Annotated in this window: 18 protein-coding genes and 2 tRNA genes; 8 read left to right on the top strand and 12 right to left on the bottom strand. The window is 61.8% G+C overall.

Annotation, left to right across the window (positions count from 1 at the left end; genetic code table 11):
- Positions 1-11: 11 nt before the first annotated feature.
- On the top strand, positions 12-431 hold the full coding sequence (locus tag ACL02S_RS20310; protein ID WP_412804046.1) for a CBS domain-containing protein: 420 nt from the start codon (positions 12-14) through the stop codon (positions 429-431).
- Between the two features lie 56 nt (positions 432-487).
- On the opposite strand, the gene ACL02S_RS20305 is transcribed toward ACL02S_RS20310, so the two are convergent.
- A complete protein-coding gene (locus tag ACL02S_RS20305) occupies positions 488-1,129 on the bottom strand; it encodes an aminodeoxychorismate/anthranilate synthase component II (RefSeq protein ID WP_412804045.1) in 642 nt (213 codons plus the stop codon).
- Between the two features lie 176 nt (positions 1,130-1,305).
- Between ACL02S_RS20305 and crgA the strand changes: the two genes are divergently transcribed.
- On the top strand, positions 1,306-1,569 hold the full coding sequence (crgA, locus tag ACL02S_RS20300) for a cell division protein CrgA (RefSeq protein WP_412804044.1): 264 nt from the start codon (positions 1,306-1,308) through the stop codon (positions 1,567-1,569).
- A 142-nt stretch (positions 1,570-1,711) separates the two neighbouring features.
- The gene (locus ACL02S_RS20295; RefSeq protein ID WP_412804096.1) at positions 1,712-2,146 is read left to right on the top strand and encodes a PH domain-containing protein; all 435 of its coding nucleotides are present in this window, start codon (positions 1,712-1,714) and stop codon (positions 2,144-2,146) included.
- A gap of 86 nt (positions 2,147-2,232) precedes the next feature.
- Here the strand turns inward: ACL02S_RS20295 and ACL02S_RS20290 are convergent, their stop codons facing one another.
- Entirely contained in the window at positions 2,233-3,102 is an 870-nt protein-coding gene (locus ACL02S_RS20290) for a rhomboid family intramembrane serine protease (protein ID WP_412804043.1), read from the bottom strand.
- Positions 3,103-3,249: 147 nt separating this feature from the next.
- On the opposite strand from ACL02S_RS20290, the gene ACL02S_RS20285 reads away from it, so the two are divergent.
- On the top strand, positions 3,250-3,426 hold the full coding sequence (locus ACL02S_RS20285) for a hypothetical protein (protein WP_412804042.1): 177 nt from the start codon (positions 3,250-3,252) through the stop codon (positions 3,424-3,426).
- 44 nt (positions 3,427-3,470) lie between these two features.
- On the opposite strand, the gene ACL02S_RS20280 is transcribed toward ACL02S_RS20285, so the two are convergent.
- The 3 genes from ACL02S_RS20280 to ACL02S_RS20270 all read right to left on the bottom strand — a co-directional run bounded on the left by ACL02S_RS20280 (position 3,471) and on the right by ACL02S_RS20270 (position 7,011).
- Positions 3,471-4,313: an ABC transporter permease gene (locus tag ACL02S_RS20280; protein WP_412804041.1), complete on the bottom strand. Its 843-nt coding sequence runs from the start codon at positions 4,311-4,313 to the stop codon at positions 3,471-3,473.
- Positions 4,310-5,317 carry an ATP-binding cassette domain-containing protein gene (locus ACL02S_RS20275; RefSeq protein WP_412804040.1) on the bottom strand — a complete coding sequence of 336 codons (1,008 nt, stop codon included), beginning with the start codon at positions 5,315-5,317 and terminating at the stop codon, positions 4,310-4,312. Before ACL02S_RS20275 ends, ACL02S_RS20280 begins: the two co-directional genes overlap by 4 nt.
- A 758-nt stretch (positions 5,318-6,075) precedes the next feature.
- Positions 6,076-7,011 carry an acyl-CoA dehydrogenase family protein gene (locus ACL02S_RS20270; protein ID WP_412804039.1) on the bottom strand — a complete coding sequence of 312 codons (936 nt, stop codon included), beginning with the start codon at positions 7,009-7,011 and terminating at the stop codon, positions 6,076-6,078.
- A gap of 247 nt (positions 7,012-7,258) precedes the next feature.
- Between ACL02S_RS20270 and ACL02S_RS20265 the strand changes: the two genes are divergently transcribed.
- Positions 7,259-7,963 carry a YoaK family protein gene (locus tag ACL02S_RS20265; protein WP_412804038.1) on the top strand — a complete coding sequence of 235 codons (705 nt, stop codon included), beginning with the start codon at positions 7,259-7,261 and terminating at the stop codon, positions 7,961-7,963.
- A gap of 17 nt (positions 7,964-7,980) precedes the next feature.
- Here ACL02S_RS20265 and ACL02S_RS20260 read toward each other — a convergent pair whose 3' ends face one another.
- The 4 genes from ACL02S_RS20260 to ACL02S_RS20245 all read right to left on the bottom strand — a co-directional run bounded on the left by ACL02S_RS20260 (position 7,981) and on the right by ACL02S_RS20245 (position 13,400).
- Complete coding sequence (locus ACL02S_RS20260) at positions 7,981-8,484, bottom strand: C40 family peptidase (RefSeq protein WP_412804037.1); 504 nt, start codon at positions 8,482-8,484, stop codon at positions 7,981-7,983.
- A gap of 644 nt (positions 8,485-9,128) precedes the next feature.
- Positions 9,129-9,962: a hypothetical protein gene (locus tag ACL02S_RS20255; protein ID WP_412804036.1), complete on the bottom strand. Its 834-nt coding sequence runs from the start codon at positions 9,960-9,962 to the stop codon at positions 9,129-9,131.
- Positions 9,962-10,687, bottom strand: a complete 726-nt coding sequence (locus tag ACL02S_RS20250) for a ParA family protein (RefSeq protein WP_412804035.1) — start codon at positions 10,685-10,687, stop codon at positions 9,962-9,964. Before ACL02S_RS20250 ends, ACL02S_RS20255 begins: the two co-directional genes overlap by 1 nt.
- 511 nt (positions 10,688-11,198) lie before the next feature.
- The gene (locus tag ACL02S_RS20245; protein ID WP_412804034.1) at positions 11,199-13,400 is read right to left on the bottom strand and encodes an MMPL family transporter; all 2,202 of its coding nucleotides are present in this window, start codon (positions 13,398-13,400) and stop codon (positions 11,199-11,201) included.
- 331 nt (positions 13,401-13,731) lie between these two features.
- Here ACL02S_RS20245 and ACL02S_RS20240 point away from each other — a divergent pair.
- The 3 genes from ACL02S_RS20240 (at position 13,732) to ACL02S_RS20230 (ending at position 15,671) form a co-directional block, all read left to right on the top strand.
- Positions 13,732-13,804: transfer RNA gene (locus ACL02S_RS20240), tRNA-Ala, on the top strand.
- A gap of 369 nt (positions 13,805-14,173) precedes the next feature.
- Positions 14,174-15,061: a class I SAM-dependent methyltransferase gene (locus ACL02S_RS20235; RefSeq protein WP_412804033.1), complete on the top strand. Its 888-nt coding sequence runs from the start codon at positions 14,174-14,176 to the stop codon at positions 15,059-15,061.
- A 106-nt stretch (positions 15,062-15,167) separates the two neighbouring features.
- Positions 15,168-15,671 (top strand): GNAT family N-acetyltransferase, encoded by a 504-nt coding sequence (locus ACL02S_RS20230; protein ID WP_412804032.1) that lies wholly within the window; start codon positions 15,168-15,170, stop codon positions 15,669-15,671.
- A 95-nt stretch (positions 15,672-15,766) separates the two neighbouring features.
- Here ACL02S_RS20230 and ACL02S_RS20225 read toward each other — a convergent pair.
- From ACL02S_RS20225 to gyrA, 3 genes are all read right to left on the bottom strand, one after another.
- Positions 15,767-15,840 (bottom strand) — tRNA-Ile (locus ACL02S_RS20225).
- A gap of 224 nt (positions 15,841-16,064) precedes the next feature.
- Positions 16,065-17,174: a DUF3566 domain-containing protein gene (locus ACL02S_RS20220; protein WP_412804031.1), complete on the bottom strand. Its 1,110-nt coding sequence runs from the start codon at positions 17,172-17,174 to the stop codon at positions 16,065-16,067.
- A gap of 45 nt (positions 17,175-17,219) precedes the next feature.
- Complete coding sequence (gene gyrA / locus ACL02S_RS20215; RefSeq protein ID WP_412804030.1) at positions 17,220-19,727, bottom strand: DNA gyrase subunit A; 2,508 nt, start codon at positions 19,725-19,727, stop codon at positions 17,220-17,222.
- Positions 19,728-19,789 lie beyond the last annotated feature (62 nt).

Below are 19,789 nucleotides of genomic sequence, written 5' to 3'. Positions count from 1 at the left end.
GGAGGTAGCTCATGACTGTTGCCAAGGACATCATGAAGCCAGGAGCGCGGTGGATCCACAAGGATGAGACTGTCGCGGACGCCGCCCGCCTCATGGCTGAGCTCGACGTCGGATCCCTGATCGTCTCGGATGAGAACGAACGGATGTGCGGCATCGTCACCGACCGTGATGTCGTCGTCAAATGCATCGCCCGAGACAAGTCACCCGCTGATACGCCGGTCAAAGAGTTGTGCGAAGCGACGCCACGATGGGTCGACGCCAATGCCGACATCGAGATCGTCCTGGACGAAATGGAAACTCATCGCATCAAGCGCGTACCGGTGATCGAGAACAGTCAGCTGGTCGGCATGATCAGTGAAGCGGACCTGGCCAGACACCTCGACGACAACCAGCTCGGGGAATTCATGACCGCGGTCTACGGACGTCCCTAGATTTCGGACCGGTGCGGCGGCGGGTCAGCGACACCGCCGCTCGCATCCCAGACAGATCACTGCAGCGCCAATGCGGCGACCTCAGCCTCCAGCGACTGCACCAACCCTTCGGCAGGCCGTTGCCCGCACACCCCGAGCCAGTTCGCCAACATACGGTGCCCACCCTGAGTCAGCACTGATTCCGGATGGAATTGCACCCCGTGAATAGGCAGCGTGCGGTGCCGCACGGCCATCACGATCCCGCTCTCGGTGCGGCCGAGCACCTCGATCTCCTGTGGCAGAGTGTCCTCGAGCACAGTGAGCGAGTGATATCGCGTGGCCGTGAACGGGTCCGGCAAACCGGCCAGCACACCGGCACCGATATGGAACACCTCGCTCGTCTTGCCGTGCAACAACTCGGGAGCCCTGGTCACAGTAGCGCCGAATGCTTCACCGATCGCTTGATGGCCGAGGCATACCCCGAGTAGTGGGACGCCGTGCTCGGCACAGGCGTGCACCAGGGGGATACTGGCGCCCGCTCGCTCCGGGGTACCTGGACCGGGACTGATCAAGATACCGTCGAAGTCGTCCACAACCGCGCCGTCGGCCAGATTCGGATCATCGTTGCGCCAAACGACAGCATCGACACCCAGTTGCCCGAGATACTGCACCAGGTTGAAGACGAAGCTGTCGTAATTGTCGACGACCAGAACACGCATGGCATCGAGATTACGTCCCCGCACGGCGCCACGTCTCATCCATTACCAGTTGGGATAGCCTAGAGACACATCGGCGGGTGCCACAGCCTCGTCCGCAGCGGCGGGTCTGCTCGGCAGACAACTCGACATGAATCCGCCCGCCGGTACCCGACCTGTACGCCGAATACGAGGACGTCATGCCCAAGTCGAAGGTCCGTAAGAAGACCGACTACACGATCAATCCTGCCAGCCGGACCCCGGTGAAGGTGAAGGCCGGTCCGTCTCCGACATGGTACGTGGCCATCATGCTCGGATTCATGCTCGCGGGGCTGCTCTGGCTGCTCGTCTACTACCTGGCGGCCGAGCAGATCAGCTGGATGAACGATCTCAACGCGTGGAACTTCCTGATCGGCTTCGGACTCATGGTGATAGGCCTCATCATGACAATGCGGTGGCGTTGAGCCACCGGCACTACCGCGGATTACAGTTATGTCATTCATGCACACCTGTGGATGAATCTGTGGACAACTCGAAAAGCGATGAGGGAGTGTCTTGACTCCGAAGCCTCCGGATTCCGGCGCATGGGCCCGTGATGAACCCGGGATGGCGTGGACCACCCCGACCGCCGCACTCATCGCGGTCGCCGCAGGCGGCACCGTCCTCGCTGCCGCCGCGGTCTTCACCGCCGACGCTGCCAGTCGTCTACTCGTCGGGCTGGCAGCCATCGGCCTACTCGCTCTTGCCGGGCTCGGCTTCCGGCAGCGTCCGCGACTGTCCGCACTGTCCGGCACCCGACCGCGCTTAGTGGTCCGCACCCTGACCGGGGCAGACGAATACACCACTGATCGGATCACCCGTATCCGGATAGTGAGTTACCGCCGCTTCGGGCGCAAGGTGCCGACACTGGAGCTCGATGTCGAGCGCGATGGCGCGGAGCGGCTGCTGATCTTCGGTCGCTGGGATTTGGGCACCGCTCCCGAAGACGTGTACCACGATGTGGTCGAGACACTGTGCCTGCCAGAAGAAAAGACACGTTGACCGCGACCAGGGAAAGGCGAGCCAACCGGCACACCATCGGGTGTCGATATGCCGAACCGATGTTTCACGTGAAGCGAACTGTCCTGTCAGACAGCCAGAATCGCAGCACTCCCCGCTATCGCCGATAACGCCGCGATGGCAACGGCCGCCACGGCGACCCATCCGGTCAGCCGCGCGGCTTCCTGTGACTTCACCTGCAACCAGCCGGGCAAGAACAGGATGCCCAGCGCCGCGGCTGTACCCGCCGCCAGACCACCGAGGTGTCCCCAGAGCGAGATACCGGGCAGGGAGAAGCTGATGAATACGTTGATGCCGATGAGGATGAGCATCGAATTCGGATTCCGCCGCAACCGGATCAGAATGACCGTGATCGCACCGAACAGGCCGTATACCGCACCCGACGCCCCCGCCGTGGGGTTGTTCTGCGCGAACACCATGACGCCTGCCGCACCGCCGAGCAACGAAACCAGATACACCGCGAGGTAACGCAGCGGTCCGAGTACCAATTCGGCATCCCGGCCCACTATATACAGCGCGAACATGTTGAGCAGCAGATGAAGCGGACCGTAGTGCAAGAATCCGGAACCGAGTACTCGCCACCATTCACCTTGTGCTACCACGGGCGCGTACAGCACCCAGTCGAAGAACAGCGCAGAGTACTGATTCTCTGTCAGGCTGCCCGCCTGCGCCGCGGTGATCAGGTAGATCACCACGTTGATCACAATCAGCGCGTAGGTGATCAACGGCGCCGAAACCCGGCCTGCCGGTGCACCGGCGACTGTGCGCACCGGCCGGGCGCTTCGCTGATCCTGACGCAGGCAGTCGACACAATGCTGGCCGACCGCCGCGGGTCGCAGGCATTCCGCGCAGGACGGCCGCCCGCACCGGGTGCAGGCCAGGCCGGTCGGGCGATTCGGGTGGCGGACACACGTCGGGGCAGGCGGCTGAGGGTTCATAGTCTCATTCGGTCGTTCGGGTGGTGACCACTGGCTAGAGCACCCTGCCCATCGTGCCACGACCGCGGGCGAACCGGGGATACCGGCCGGGCCCTGCCGTGAGCTGGGCCTCCTGCATGAATCGCCGAGATATGCCAGAGTGGTCCAATGACTTCGGGGCGCCTGCGACTCTCTTCACGTAACCGGTTCCTTGCCGCGGCCACTGTCGCGCTGGTGGGTGGCGTGGTCTATCTGGTTCGCGCCCGACGACCACAACAGCAGGAGCCGGCCGCCGCGCCGCCGCGGATCGGCCACTCCCGCACTGTTTCCGCGTCGACCCCCTAGCGGGAGCCGACGCGGAACACGAGTGCTGATCCGAACAGCTCGGATCAGCGGCTGACCGTCTTCTTGTACTGACGCAGCGCCAGCGGCACGAACACCACCAAGATCACGACAACCCAGATCAATGAGGTCGCTACCGGATGCTGAAGCGACCAGGCATCCGGTGTCGGAGCCAATGGGCTGGTATTGCCGAACAGTTCCCGTGTCGCTTGGGCGAGCGCGGACACCGGATTCCACTCCGCGATCACGCGCAGGACCGTGGGCAGCCTGTCAATGGGCACAAAGGTGTTGGCGATGAAGGTGAGCGGGAAGATCACCATGAAGCTGGCATTGTTGAACACCTCCGGCGTCTGCACCAGCAGACCAACCACGGCCATGATCCACGACACCGCGTAGGCGAACAACAGCAACAGCACGTACGCCAGCACTACGTCCAGTAGCGAACCCCGGATCCACCAGCCGACGACCAAACCCGTCAGCGACATGACCGTCAGGCTGACCACATTGATCGCCACATCACTGATCGTGCGGCCTGCCAGTACCGCCGACGACGCCATCGGCAGCGAACGGAACCGGTCGATGATGCCCTTCTGCATATCTTCGGCCAGGCCCGCTCCGGTGAAGGTCGCACCGAACACCACGGTCTGGGCGAAGATGCCCGCGATAAGGAATTCCTCGCGATAGCCGCCCGGTACGTCGATGGCCGCGCCGATGACGTAGGCGAACAACAGCACGAACATGATCGGGGAAAGCGTGGAGAAGATCAGGACATCGGGAACCCGCCTGATCTTGATAACATTGCGTTTCGCGATGGTCAGACTATCGCCGACCACCATCGACAGTCGTTCGCCCAGCGAAGGTCGCGCCAGGACCGGGGCTGCCGTGGTCATCGAGCCGCTCCTTTCACAGTTTCCAATTCCTCGTTCTTCTCGTGCTCATCGCCATCGGCGGACAGCACCGCCTCATGGCCGGTAAGAGTAAGGAAGACGTCGTCGAGCGACGGACGCCGCAAGCCCACATCGTGAATCCGTACATCGTGCACCGCCAGCCTGCCGATCGCCTCGACCAGTGCCTGCGATCCATCGGCGACAGGAATGGTGATCCGGCGTAATCCCGGCTCCAGATGGAGTTCGCCATCGGCCAAGCTCTTCAGCGCGGCCTCGACCGTCGCCATGGCTTCCACTCGGTCGACGGTGAGCTCTATGCGGTCGCCACCGACCATGGCCTTGAGTTCGTCAGCGGTCCCCTCGGCGATGACCCTGCCGTGGTCGATGACCGCGATGGAATCGGCCAACCGGTCGGCCTCATCCATGTACTGCGTGGTCAGCAGCAGCGTCGTTCCGCCTGCGACAAGTTCCTCGATGACATCCCAGAGATCGAGGCGAGCACGAGGATCGAGACCCGTGGTCGGCTCATCGAGGAACAGCACGGGCGGATTCGCCACCAGTGCGCCCGCCAGGTCGAGACGACGACGCATACCGCCGGAGTATCCCTTGACCGGGCGGTCGGCGGCATCGGTGAGCCGGAAGCGGTCGAGCAATTCGCGCGCGCGTTCCTTACTTCGCTTTGTGCCCATGTGATAGAGACGGCCCACCATCTCCAAGTTCTCGAAGCCGGTGAGATATTCGTCGACCGCGGCGTACTGTCCCGACGCGCCGATACGTGAACGCAATATCCGGGGTTCACGTAGCACGTCGACTCCCGCGACTGTGGCCTGCCCGGCATCCGGCACCAGTAGCGTGGTGAGTACCCGGACGGTAGTGGTCTTGCCTGCGCCATTCGGTCCGAGCAGTGCGGTGACAGTCCCCTCCGGGACCGTAAGGTCGAGTCCATCGAGGGCTACCAGCCGGCCGTATCGCTTGACCAGCCCCTCGGCCACTATTGCGTCGGGCATGATTCTCCTGAGGTTGATGTTCGACATGCTGTTCGATGCGACGCCAAGACACCCGGACACGAGCCGGTCCTGAGCGGGCAGCCGGGTATCAGCACCCAGTATTGCCCCGGTCACCGACAAGTTCATCCGGTTTTTCGCCGGCAAGCGGTGACAACGGAGCCGAGCGGCGCCACGAGAAGGCCGCATCCCGGCCCGATCGGTGTAGACCGATACTCCGCTCGTGCCCGGCCGAGCACAGAGCGCGGAACCGAACGAATACCCTCGACCCGATCTCCCAGGTAAGCGACCACGAACACATGTTCGCATCGAGGTACGACAGATTCAGCCACCGCACCATGCGCCATACAGGCGTGACACGCGACACGATTGGTCCACACCCGCGCCGACACGCACGCTTCGGCATCGGCATCGGCTCGACCGTCGTGGCAACAGAACGCCAAGGTCATCGCCGTCGGCACAAGCTCGGATCCATAGTCCAGCGTGAGCAGGGAAAAGACTGTCCACCAATGCCTTTGGCAACCGACAGGCCATCGGACCACGGCATCAGGTCGGTCGATAGCGGTAGCTATCGACCGACCGGCGGACTGGACCACCCGAAAAAACTTGAAAAGTGGCCCTCGCCACGCACCCACAATTACGGATCATCGAGTAGCATCATTCAGGTCGGCCCCTCCCCCCCGGGCCGACCTTACGCGGGCCTCGGCTAACTCCCCCCCTTCGCCGAGGCCCGCTCCTAATTTCCGGGTCGGTCTCACGCACTATTCGCCGAGAGACCGTTCCGCATCCGGTCCGACGGCTCGCCATGCGGCGATGAGCCTTTGTCCACGCACTCGCCCCGCTATCTCCAACAGTGGCCGATCGCGCTCCCATCGGTGCTGTGTCGCCGGATCGGCCAGCTCCCACAGCGGACCGAATTCACCGAGCAGATCGCCGAAGAAGTCGAAGACCCCGCCGAGCGCGATATGCACCCCCGGCGAACCAGGCACAGTGATATCCAGGCCGCGCACAGCTGCTACCGCGGTCAGCAACCGTTGTCTGCTCGGCTTCGGCCAGTCCGATTCCCTGGCCACGCGCATCAGCCAACCCAGTGTGGCAGCGAGCACATGGATATCCTCGATCGTACGAAAAGGCTTGAGATAGTCCAGGTACCCATCGCCGGGCAACAACTGAACCGGGACATCGGTGAGTGATACCGAGGCATGCGGAACTTCTGGCGCGAACGCGGTGGCGGGATGCTCGGTCAGGCACACACCGGGTGCTTGCGCCTCGATCAAGCCCGCGCGGAGCTGATTTCGGCCTTCGGGCGAGGTACCGACACTGGCTATCACTATAAGCCGACGGGCGAAAGTACCCATGGTCACGAATGATTTCGTTCCATTCGACGACCAACCGCCTGCCCGTTCGGTGAACGTGGCACGGATCGCCGCTGGGTGGCCACCGCCTTCCTCCGTCGCACACATGGCGACCGGCTCGTCATCCGGCAGGTCGGGGATCAGCGTCCGCACCGCTTCTCGATAGCCGGAAAGAAACGCGAAACCGAGTCGGTCGGCGCCGAAGCCACCAGCGATCGCGATATCGACGGTCCGGTCGAATCGGTTCGCGACCACTCGATGTCGCGCCGATGCCGAAGCGATGTCATCGAGCGGCGTCGTCGCAATAGGCTCGGTCAACAAAAAGTCGAGCAGTGCATCCACTTCCTCACGGTAACCGAGTGACATCAGCCCGCGTAGCCCGAGCTGCGGCTCGGCTATGACACAAAAAGATCCGAACCGGCCCTGATCCGGCCGTCATGTTCGCTGTCCGGAGCAGCTGAGAAACACTCGGAACGCGTTTCAGCTATCTCCAGCGATCTGCTGGCAATCCTCAGGCTCCCGGTAGACGAATCACGCAGAACAAGCCTGTGCCACTGCGGTACCACACTTGTCCTGGAAGGAGCCCTTCGTGCCGGATCAGGAGGACAGTCGCAGAGCAGCACTCTTCAACGCGGAAGCCAGATTATCCTGGGTGCTCGCCGCACTCGCCGGCCTTCTCGGTGCGGCGGCGTTCATGCATACAGCAGGCTATTTCGTCACGTTCATGACCGGTAATACCGAACGAGCCGTACTCGGGCATTTCCACGATGAACCCCGGGTGGCCATAGCAGCCATCGAGTTGCTGGCGGCATTCCTTTCTGGTGTCGTAGTCGCCTCATGGTGCCGAAGACGCTATTGGTCCGGACACCCGCACGGACCGACCCTGCTCACTACCGCGTGCCTCGCGGTGGCCTCGGCTCTCGACATTCTGCTGTATCACGCGGCCTCGGAGCGGATCGCGTTCGTGCCGATCCTGTTCGTCGCGTTCGGGGTAGGAGCCCTCAACACATCGTTCGTCCAGAACGGAGAGGTATCAGTACCGCTGAGTTACGTTACCGGCACGGTGGTCAAACTCGGCCAGGGCATCGAACGTCACATCAGTGGTGGCGATTACGCCGATTGGCTCGGTTATTTTCTGCTCTACGCGTGCTTCGCGCTCGGTGCTTTGTTCGGCGGTCTGCTGAGCCTGCTGGTACCTGGCTGGGCCATGCTGATCACCGCCACTATCGTGTGCCTTATCGTCACCGGATATACCCACCTGCACTTGGACCGGCACGGCCCGCTGGTGCGATAAATGCCCTGTGTCGCAGGTCAGAACCGGCAGGCACCTGCAACCGGCATCGAGGAGATCAGCGATGTGGTCACACCGGTGCCATATGTCATCGCGTGGATGACCTTTCCGTCACCGATGTACAAAGCGGAGTGGCTACCGTTATAGAACGACACCATATCGCCCGGTTGCAGATCATCGAGCGATACCGGGGTACCCGCCGCCAACTGGGCATAGCTTGTGCGCGGCAGATCCACGCCTGCCTGCTGGTAGGACCACTGCACAAGACCCGAGCAATCGAAGGCATCGGGGCCGGTCGACCCGTAGTTGTAGGCAGTGCCGAGTTTGCTCTGCGCGGCTTCGATCGCGATCTCACCGGCGGTCTTCTCCGGTGTCACCATAGCGGGTGGGTTCAAAGGCCATGGAATGATTTCAGGATTCCCCATGAGGAAAGGGAATTCCATTCGCGAAAGATCACCGAGGTATGGAAGCTCGATTTCGGGAAGATCCACCGGAATCGGCAGATCGATCATCGGAAGGTCCATCGGAAGATCGATTACCGAAGCCGGACCCTGATTCGAGATCTCGGTGACCGGAACTTCGAAGGAAGCCGGCAGTATCTTTTCAGCGGGGATCGGAGAGTCCGCTACCTGAAGGATGGGATGATTCCGAAGCAATCCTTCGGGTATAGCAGGTAGTACGATCTCGTCAGGAACCTCGATTTTCCCCACCCCTGGGATGGTCACCGACTGTGCCGATGCGTTTCCGGCGTTGAGCAGGACCCCGACGAAGGCCGCAGCTCCCACGGCAAAAGCCCATAGAACAGCGTTCCGCATACAACAGAAATATCTACTGTCGCTCGTTGATGCCATGATACGGTCCTCCGATGCTTATATCGGCGGCCATGACGGGATTACATGACGCCATAACTCATGGCGTCCGTACCTCACCACGGCCTCGAATTGATTAGAAAACCATCACGGTACTTCATCCATACCAGCGGATCCCATCCGAGGATTCACCTTTCGATATCGAGCGCCCGAGGTAAAGTCCGACACACCGCAATAGGATAACGAAGTGGTAACTGCCGATATATTTCGGAGCACAGCAGTGCCACGTCGAAGCTCCGAATCCTGCCCGAAACGTCTCCCGGTGGTCCATCCGCAGCGGGGCGGGGCAGTAATTGAAGTCAGACAGTGATCTGCTCCTCGATCTGCTCCGCTATCGTCCGGAGCTTCGCCGCGAATTCGCGCGCCGCGACCGGGTCGTCGTTCGACCTCTTGACGACTCGCCGGGTCAACGCGGCGAGTCGTGATTCCATGGCGGTGAACATGTTCGAAGCCTGACCATCGGATGTATCCGGCAATTCTCCTCGCAGCCATGCCTGCAGCCGTTCCACCACCACGGCTTCGTCGAAATGGTCGGGCAGGAGTGCGACCGCTTGCCTCAGCCTGGCCGCGGTGACCTTCACCCCGGCACAGCCTGCCACAGTGGTATACACGGTGATCGCGGCTTCTTCCCCGTATTCGGCTGCTACCGGCAGCAATTCACGTACTTGCCCCTCGTTGACGGTAGGCGCTACCGGATGCAATCGAGCAGCGAGCGGCCACGCGCGAATGAGCTTGTGCGCGTACGACCGCTGCATGTCCCACCGCTGTTCCACATACTCGTCGAACGTCTCGTAGGTATCCCGGTACAGCCGTCCGTCCCGCACAATCTGCAGTGCCCGCCCGGCAGCCCAGAAGGCAATGCGCAGGGTGTCGATCGATGTCTCGCACACCGTCAACTGGGCCCGCTCCCGGTCGCTCAACAGCCCCTCCCCCACCTCAGGCACCGGCATGGCCAAGATCTGCTGGTCCGCGGCCGGAACCAGCGCCGTGGCAGCACCATCCACCACCATCCTGCCGATATGCTGTCTACGCCATTCCGCGTTACGTAACGGCGAAACCGGTGGCGTATGTTCGGCACCGTCCATCAGGGGATTACTGCTGCCGATCGAGTTCTTCCTACGTTGCGGAGGCATCAGGCCGGAACCTCCACCAATGCCCGGTAAGAACTCACTAATTCATCGCCCACCCGTCGATACTCCGCCAAATCTTCGAACGGATTCTCCGCACCTTCACCGACCTCCCCATCGGCGGCTTCCCTATACCATTTCCAGGCACTCAGATAGGATTCGAAAACCTCATATCCAGCACTCTCCAGATGCTCTCGTTGCGTCCGATACTCGGTCGAGATATTCCTACCGTTCTTGACGATTACCGGCACTTTGGTCAACAGGACCCGAACCCGGACTTCACGGCCGGCACCGACTACTGCCTCTTCTGCGGCCCGGAATGTACTCGGCACACGTTTGACTTCGGACGGACTCACACTGGTCAACAACACGAGTTCATTGCTCTCGGGAATGGCCGCTTTGAATATTTCGGCCGACTCACCACCGGCATCCACGATAATGACATCGAAATCGGCAGCTTTATCGGCGATGCAATCGTTGACGTGCCGGGAAGGGAAAGCAACCAACTCGAACGGCACTTCGATTTCCCCCTTGATCAGCCGCCGGTACCAGGAGTATCCGGTCTGACTGAGCGGGTCGGCATCGATTACCAGAACTCGTAATCCGTGCTCCGAAGCAAAATAGCTGGCCAAGAAGAATGCCGAGGTCGTCTTACCGACGCCGCCTTTCAGATTACCTAAAGTAACGACCAGCGGCTCGGGTAGATCGAGGGGCGCAACAGAGTTCGTCATGGACGGTCTCCCAGGGTGAGGAGTACGTTACTTTGCCGGCCAAGTCTGGCACGTCGACGAATTTCCGCTGATCACGACACGCTATTTCCGCAATAGCGACGGAACGGACTGCGTCCAATTGGACACAACAGGAATGGATGAACACCCCGGTCACCCTGTCCAACGGAGCAGTTCGAGCCGTACGCTTTCACCCTGCGTGCGCCCGCATGGCTCGAACTGCGTACCCACCATCGGGTCATGCACCCGTTGGATCACACGGAATCAGCGCGTGGTGACCTCATGCCACGTGCCGGCATCACCGCGCTGACGCAGCTTGGAGATGCCGAAAAGAACCAGAGCCGCAACACCGACCATGAATAAAATCCTCATGGCACTCACCCTACTGCTCTGGACGGCGATCAGCTCGGCAGCGCTCATCCCTGTGCTGTCGACGCAGCACTTCCTGTGTCCTTCCTTCGCCCCGCTACCACGAGATATCCGTTCCGCTCACGCATGCGAGCTGTCCGCGACCTCAATCAGCGCCACCGCGTGCGGTATTCGCCGTGAACCGGCGCTCCAGTTCAGCACCCTCGATGTCGAGATCCGGAACATAACGCCCGAACCAGCGCGAGTGATACCACATACGACTCCCGGCCAAGGCCATCACAGCAGGCACCAGAGTGAGCCGGACGACAAAAGCATCGAGCAAGACACCGATCGCCAGCGTAAAAGCCAAAGGTTTCACGACCGGATTGTCGACCCAGCTGAAGGCCACGAAGACCGAGAACATGATCAATGCCGCGGCACTCACTACCCGAGCGGAATGCGCCACCCCGTCTTGCACCGCTCCGATCGCATCGCCGGTACGGCTGTACTCCTCCTTGATCCTGGACACCACGAAGATCTGGTAGTCGCTGGAGAGCCCGAAGATGATCGCGAGAATCACGATCGGAAGGAAGCTCAGCGTCTGCGATTTGATCCCACCGAAAAATTCCACACCCCACCCCCACTGGAAGACAGCGACCTGGGCACCGAGTGCGGCGAAGACCGACAGGATGAACCCGACGATCGACGACAAGGGCACCAGTATCGTGCGGAAGGCGACCGTCAGAAGCAGCAACGCCAAACCGATCACGACCACGAGGAAGACCGGCAGCGCATCGGCCAACCGGTTGGAGGTATCGATGTTCGCCGCGGTACTACCGCCGATCAGATACCTGGCTCCGGTATCCGCTTCGATGGTGTCGCGGTCGTCGCGCAACCTGGTGACCAGCTCCGACGTCGCTGTTTCGTCCGGACCGGTCTTCGGGATGACCTGGATGAGCAGCAAGTCGTTACCGCTGCCCGCCGGCTGGACCGCCGCGACATCCGGTTCGGCTCGCAACCGATCCATTACCGTCTGCGCCGCACCAGGATCGGTTGCCCCGGACAGGTCGGTCACCACAAGCAGCGGCCCATTGAATCCAGGGCCGAATGAGTTACTGACCAAGTCATAAGCCTTGCGAGCCGTGCTCGACTCCGGTTGCGACGCTCCACTGGGCAACCCGAGATGAAGCCTGGTAGCCGGTATCGCCAAGACAACCAGCACTGCGATTCCGAGCACGAGCAGCGGCACCCGGAATCGCGTGACGAACCGGCCCCAGGAGTGGCCCACCGTACGTTCCGGTTCATAGGCCGCGATCCGTGCCACCTCCTCCGGGCGCCCAGGGTGCAGTGGCGGCGAGATAAAGCGTGCGACGGTGTCACCGGCGAATCCGAGGAGCGCGGGCAGCAGTGTGAGGGCGACCAGCATCGCCACCAACACCGCACCCGCCGCCGTCAACCCCATGACCGTCAAAAACGGGATACCCGCGACCGATAAGCCGCACAGCGCGATGATCACAGTCACCCCGGCGAACACCACCGAACTCCCCGCGGTACCGACCGCCAACGGTATCGACTGTTCCGCGGGCAACCCGACAACGATGTTGTGCCGATGCCGGGACAGAATGAACAGCGCGTAGTCGATCCCACACGACAGCCCCAGCATCAATGCCAGCGAGGTCGCCGCCGTGGGCACATCGACGAAGGCGGCCACCCCGAGGAGCCCGGTCAATCCGATAGCCACGCCGATCACCGCCGTCACGATGGGCAAGCCCGCCGCGACGACGGCTCCGAAAGTGATCATCAGGATGATGAAGGCCGCGATGATGCCGATCACCTCCGGCATTTCGGACACATCCGGGTTGAATCCGGGATATACCGCCCCGGAGAACTCCACCGTGAGACCCGCGTCCCTGGCCGGATCGGCAATGCGGTCGACCTGGTCCAAAGTATCGTCGGTGACCTCACCGGCAGGCACCGAGAACATCACGGTCCCCAATGCGACCTGCTGATCAGGTGAGATCGCTTTTGCCTCGAACGGGTCGACCACCATGGAAACCTGCGACAATCCCCGTAAACCGGTCATGACCTGCTCGACCTGCGCACTGGGCTGCTGATCGGTCACCTTGTTCATGCCGGGGGTATCGAATACCACTTGCATCTGCGCGCCGCTATACGCAGGCATCCGCTCCTTCAACAGCGAGACGGCATCCTGCGACTCGGTATTGGGGATGGTGAAGTTATCGGTGGTCTTGCCACCGGTGATCACAGAGAACCCGATCGCACAGGCAAGTAGCACCAGCCATACCGCCAGCACCTGCCAACGCCGACGCATAACCAAGTAACCAAGGGCGAACAGATATCGAGACATGCGGGTCCTCTCGTCGAGCAACCGGCGTCACATCGAACAACTGGATCGGCACCGCTGTCACCACGATAGATGTCCCTGCCGAGCGGCACAGCCTCATCGCCCGAATCCCGATCGCCAGATGCCTGTGCGACGTCGAAACCTGGAAGATCTCAAAACCTGGAAGCTCTCGATGTGGATGAGATCTCGGTACGCACCGACCACCAAGACAGGTATGACTAGAACACGTACCTGTTCGTGACAGTACACCCGCATACTGTCGTTTTGACCGTGCCCGCGGCAAGAAGGTAACGTTTCCTCGGCATCTTTACGCGTGGCCGTGACAAGCGGCGACGGGGCCTTAGCTCAATTGGCAGAGCACTGCCTTTGCAAGGCAGGGGTTAGGGGTTCGATTCCCCTAGGCTCCACAGCTGAATACGACAGTCGGTGCCACCGTTCACCAGCGGTGACACCGACTGATACCACGGACGCGATACCGCCCCCGAATCACTTCGCTCTCCACCGGGCATCTCCGGCATGAGACACCCACCCAGTCGGGCCGATGAACGCGCAATACGTACCCGTCACCGCAATATCGCGTTGCTACATGGATGCCATCATCCCCAGTAAGTCCCGAGTCGTCGTAGAATCGCGATCAGTTGGGCGATTCCGACTTGGTGCGGGTGAGTAACTCGGATAACTCGGAGCGATTCCGTCGAGTGCGTGGCACCGCTCGCCGTCCTGTGTAGTCGGCTGTTATGCCCAGGTCTGTCAACAAGATCGGTAGGTATTCAGCTATGCGAACTGATGGAGACGTGTGGGATATCGTCAGCAGCGTCGGACGCACCGCGTTGATAGTCGCGGCGTTCCGAGCGTTGGAGACAAATCTTCCCGACCCACTGATCCAAGACGATTACGCGGCACTGTTCGTCGAGGCCGCGGGCGAGCCACGCTACATCGAAGTGTTGGCCGACCCCACGCCGTTCACCGATACCCCGTTTCTTCCCGGATTCATGGGTTATCGGACGAGATTCTTCGATGAGTTCTTCCTCTCGGCCACAGCGAGCGGAGTGCGGCAGGCGGTGATCGTGGCTTCAGGGCTGGATGCGCGAGCGTATCGCCTCGACTGGCCTGCGGGAACCACCGTATTCGAGATCGACCAGCCGAAGGTGCTGGAGTTCAAACAACGGGTGCTCACCGAGCATCATGCGCAGCCGAAGGCGGATCGGCGAGTAGTCGCGGTGGACTTGCGCGACGACTGGCCCGCTGCCCTCCTCGCGGCAGGCTTCGATACCGGTCAACCCGCCGTATGGTCGGCAGAAGGGCTGCTGCCCTACCTTCCCGGCGCCGCGCAGGATGCTTTGTTCGAGCGGATCCATCAGCTCTCCGGATCCGGCAGCAGGCTCGGTGTGGAGAATTCTGTGACGAAAGCCGATTTCAATCGCATGATGGCTGTCACGTCGAAGTACTTCGATACGAACCCGTTCGACGATGTGGACCCGTCTGATCTGTTCTACGACGACGAGCGGGCAGATCCGATCCAATGGTTGACCGATAACGGCTGGTCGGTGCGAACCCACACACCTGTCGAATTGTCCACCGCCTACGGCCGGTCGGTCGCGGAGATTCCCGAAGAGCTCATCGAGCTATGGGGGCGCCCGCGATATCTGACCGCGGTGCGGTAGTCGGCATCGGTATCGGCGCACATGCGAAGGCTCGCTGATCGGTGAAACCTCAGTGCCTGCGAAATAGGACGTGGAGCACTTCGGGTCGCCGCTACTGTCGACAGCTATGACACCCCCGCTGCTACGTCTTGCTACCCGCGCCGATGAACCATTCCTCTTGGCAATGTTGTACGAGGCTTCGTATGCGGCTGAACAAGGCCTGACTTCGCCCGAAGCCCTCCGGAGCCGCCCAGACCTGTCCTGTTATATCGATGGCTGGGGCACTGGGGACGACTTCGGCATTATCGGCAGCACCGCGACCGCCCCGCAGGGCGCCACCTGGATCCGACTACTCACCAGCGAGAGACCCGGTTACGGCTACATCGACGACAACACCCCGGAACTCGTGATCGCCGTGGTACCAGACGCCCGCGGCACCGGGCTCGGCACCGCCCTACTGACTCGACTCATCGCCGACGTGCGATCCCGATACCCCGCCATCAGCCTCAGCGTCCGCCTCGAAAACCCCGCCCGCCGCCTCTACACCCGCCTCGGCTTCACCGATGTCGTCGGCTCCGAAATCACCAACAGAGCCGGAACCACCAGCATGGCAATGATTTTACGGTTCTAGAAACAGCGGAAACAGGAACTCGCGGGTTACAGAAAGAGCTACAGGAACCGTAGTCCAAGATAATGAATGCAGCCAGCGAACTGGCATCGAGGGAGTGGGCCTAGGAGGACTTGAACCTCCGACCTCTTCGTTATCAGCGAAGCGCTCTAACCGCCTGAGCTATAGGCCCGTGTGGCTCTCGGACCATGGTCCCTGAGCCGAGCACAAAGATTACCCGACACACAGCGTGTAGACCAAAACCGCAGGTAGAACACCTGATGTTCCGCTCGATAAGCACTGTGGTCCAGCAGCCGGGCAGGTCGGATGACTCTGAACTCATTGCCACCGAAACCGAGAACGGCTGGGTGTCCGCTGTCGGCAGCGGACACCCAGCCGTTCGGCGCGGTCTAGAGATCAGTCGGGGTCGGCCAGGGTGACCTGGATGCCTCCGACGAGATCGCAGCACTGGTTGTAGATGAAAGTGCCGACAGTGCCGAGCGCGGTGAACAGCACGACATTGATCAGGCCGATCACTCCCGCGTAGCCGAATACGGTACCGGCATCGATCAGCCCCACCGAGCCGGTTTCCTGGGACACCATATCGGTGAACGTGTTGTTCAACCGCTCCCATACACCCATGCCCTCTAGCACGATGTACAGCAGGCCGACCGCCATCATCCATACGAAGAACATCGCGATGCTGATCACCAACGAGATCTTCAGAGTCGACCACGGATCGATGCGGCGAATCTGCACAGTGGCCCGCAACGGTTCACCGGACCCGGCCGCGGCGACCGAGACCGGCATAGCGGGCGAGGCGGCCGGTGCCTGCTGGGTGGCCGTGCGCTCGGTCGGTGGGAGCGGGTGGCGGATCTCGGACAGGTCTGGCATGTCCTTGACCAGCTCCGGCCGCGCGATGCTCCGCGTCGGCCCGTCGATGCCGACGGACTTCACCATCGCCGCTTCTTTGCGTGCCGCCTTGGCCGCCAGGTCCGCGGTGGTACGCGCGTTGGACACGCCGCCGCCGAGCCCCCCGGACGAGTTCGGGCGGCCGGTGACCGGAGCCTGGCCGGGACGGTACAGATTGGACTGCGGCTCCCGCTGGGGAAGCTGCGACCACCCGTCCTGATACGGAGATTGCCTTGCGCTATCGGTACTACCCTTGGCCTGCTTATCCGTATCCGGGGACGGGGTCTGCTCGGCCTTGGAGTTCATTCGCACCGTTTTCTGGTCGAACTCTTCCCGCTCGCCCGCACCGGACGGCTTATCAGGTGTGCCCTGCTTCGCCGCAGCACCCGCCTGCTGATCACGGACCTCATGCGGTTGCTCGGTCTCCGGCTGATCAGCAGGCCGGGACGCACCCGAGGACCCATGGGGGGCGCTCGGCCTGCCACCGGAATGACCGGACTCGGCTGCGGCGTTCGGCCGTGGAATCGGCCGTGGCGGGATCGGTGACGGTGCGATCCGCTCGGTCACACCGTTCGTCTGGTGCCGCTCGTCACTCGGCTGATTCGGAGTGGTCAATGGGAATCCTCAGATCCGTTCGTTGCCGCCGATGTCGGGTTACTGCTAGGAGGAACCGGAATCGCTGTCACCGGCGACTTGATCAAGATCAGGCTCGTCGGCATTACGCGCGATCGCAAGCAACGTATCGCCATCCGCGAGGTTCATCAATCGCACGCCCTTGGTTTGCCGTCCAGCTTTACGAACCTGCTTCGCCGCCGTCCGGATGACACCGCCTCCAGAGGTGATCGCATACAGCTCATCATCATCGTCGACGATGAGCGCCCCGACCAGAGTGCCACGTTTCACGTCGAACTGGATGGTCAATACGCCTTTACCGCCGCGCCCCTGGGCTGTGTACTCCTCGATCGCGGTACGTTTCGCATAGCCACCGGAGGTCGCGACCAGCAGATACGTACCGTCACGAACCACATTGAGCGACAACAGTTCATCGCTGTCGTTGAACCGCATGCCCTGCACGCCGGAGGTCGCCCGCCCCATCGGACGCAACGCCTCATCGGTGGCCGAGAAGCGAATCGACTGGCCGAGTGCCGATACCAGCAGCAGATCATCGTCGGACGAGCAGAGCACCGCGCCGACCAACTCGTCCTCATCGCGCAAGTTCACCGCGACGATACCGCCGCTGCGGTTGGAATCGAAGTCCGACAGCTTCGACTTCTTCACCAGGCCGTTCTTGGTGGCGAGCACCAGGTACGGGGCATCCTCATAGGACCTGATCCGGATGATCTGCGCGATCTTCTCATCCGGTTGGAAAGCCAGCAGATTGGCCACATGCTGCCCGCGTGCGGTGCGATTGGCCTCGGGCAGTTCATAAGCCTTGGCACGGTAGACCCGGCCCTTGTTCGTGAAGAACAGCAGCCAATCGTGTGTGGATGTGATGAAGAAATGCTTGACGATGTCGTCCTGCTTGAGACCCGCGCCCTGCACACCCTTGCCGCCGCGTTTCTGACTGCGGTAGAGGTCGGTCCTTGTGCGCTTGGCGTAACCGGTCTCGGTGATCGTGACGACCACGTCCTCCCTGGCGATCAGATCCTCGTCGGCCACATCTCCATCGGCCGCGATGATCTTGGTGCGCCGCTCGTCGCCGTACTTGTCGACGATCTCGCGCAGTTCGTCGCGGACGATCGCGCGCTGCCGCTCCGGCTTCGCCAAAATATCCTTGAGATCGGCGATTTCGAGCTCGATCTTGGCCAGCTCGTCGACGATCTTCTGCCGCTCCAACGCCGAAAGGCGCCGCAGCTGCATATCCAAGATCGCGGTCGCCTGGATCTCATCGATATCGAGCAACTGCATGAGCCCGGTGCGTGCGGTCTCGGTATTGGCCGAACGGCGGATCAACGCGATGACCTCGTCCAGCGCGTCCAACGCCTTGACCAGACCGCGCAGGATATGTGCCCGTTCCTCGGCCTTACGCAGCAGGTACTTGGTCCGGCGCACGATCACATCGAGCTGATGATTGACGTAGTGGCGGATTATCTGGTCCAGCCGCAAGGTGCGTGGCACCCCGTCGACGATGGAAAGCATGTTCGCGCCGAAGCTGGTCTGCAGCTGGGTGTGCTTGTAGAGATTGTTCAGCACCACCTTGGCCACGGCATCACGCTTGACGGTGACCACAATGCGCAGACCGGCGCGGTCGGAGGACTCGTCGTGGATATCGGAGATCCCCGCGATCTTGCCGTCGCGCACCTGCTCCGCGATCGAGGAGATCAAGTTGTCCGGGTTGACCTGATAGGGCAGCTCGGTGATGACGAGCGTGGTACGGCCCTTGTTGTCCTCCTCGATCTCGACCACACCACGCATCCGGATGGCGCCACGGCCGGTGGCATAGGCGTCCTGGATGCCCTGGCTGCCGACGATCAGGCCGTTGGTCGGGAAGTCCGGGCCTTTGATCCGCTCCATGCACGCGGTGAGGGTGGCTTCCTCGTCGGCATCGTGATTGTCCAGCGCCCAATAGATCGCCTCGGCGACCTCGTTGAGATTATGCGGCGGCATATTGGTCGCCATACCGACCGCGATCCCGCCCGAACCGTTGATCAGCAAGTTCGGCACCCGGGACGGCAGAACCACCGGTTCCTTCGAGCGACCGTCGTAGTTCGGCACGAAATCGACCGTGTCGTGGTCGATCTCGCGCAGCATCTCCATCGCGAGGGGGGTCAGACGGCACTCGGTGTACCGCATGGCGGCCGGGCCGTCGTTGCCGCGCGAGCCGAAGTTGCCCTGCGGGTCGATCAGCGGGTAGCGCAACGACCACGGCTGCGCCATACGCACCAGAGTGTCGTAGATCGCCACGTCGCCATGGGGATGGTAGTTACCCATGGTCTCGGCGACCGGGCGCGCGGATTTCACATAACCGCGGTCGGGCCGATACCCGTTGTCGTACATGGCGTAGAGGATGCGCCGGTGCACCGGCTTCAGGCCGTCGCGCACATCGGGCAGCGCACGGCCGACGATCACGCTCATCGCGTAATCGATATAGCTGTTCTGCATCTCCTGCTGGATGTCGACCGGTTCGATGCGTTCACCGTCGGTCGGGGGCAGGGTGGTGTCGGTCATGAGGTCTCCTGTTTCCTGCGGGTGTTCCCGCACCCCGTCGGCGTCATAAGCGCTTCGCGATG

The sequence above is a fragment of the Nocardia spongicola genome (assembly GCF_047200775.1).
In the GTDB taxonomy this organism is placed as follows: domain Bacteria; phylum Actinomycetota; class Actinomycetes; order Mycobacteriales; family Mycobacteriaceae; genus Nocardia.
This window is presented reverse-complemented; position numbering and strand designations above follow the sequence as displayed.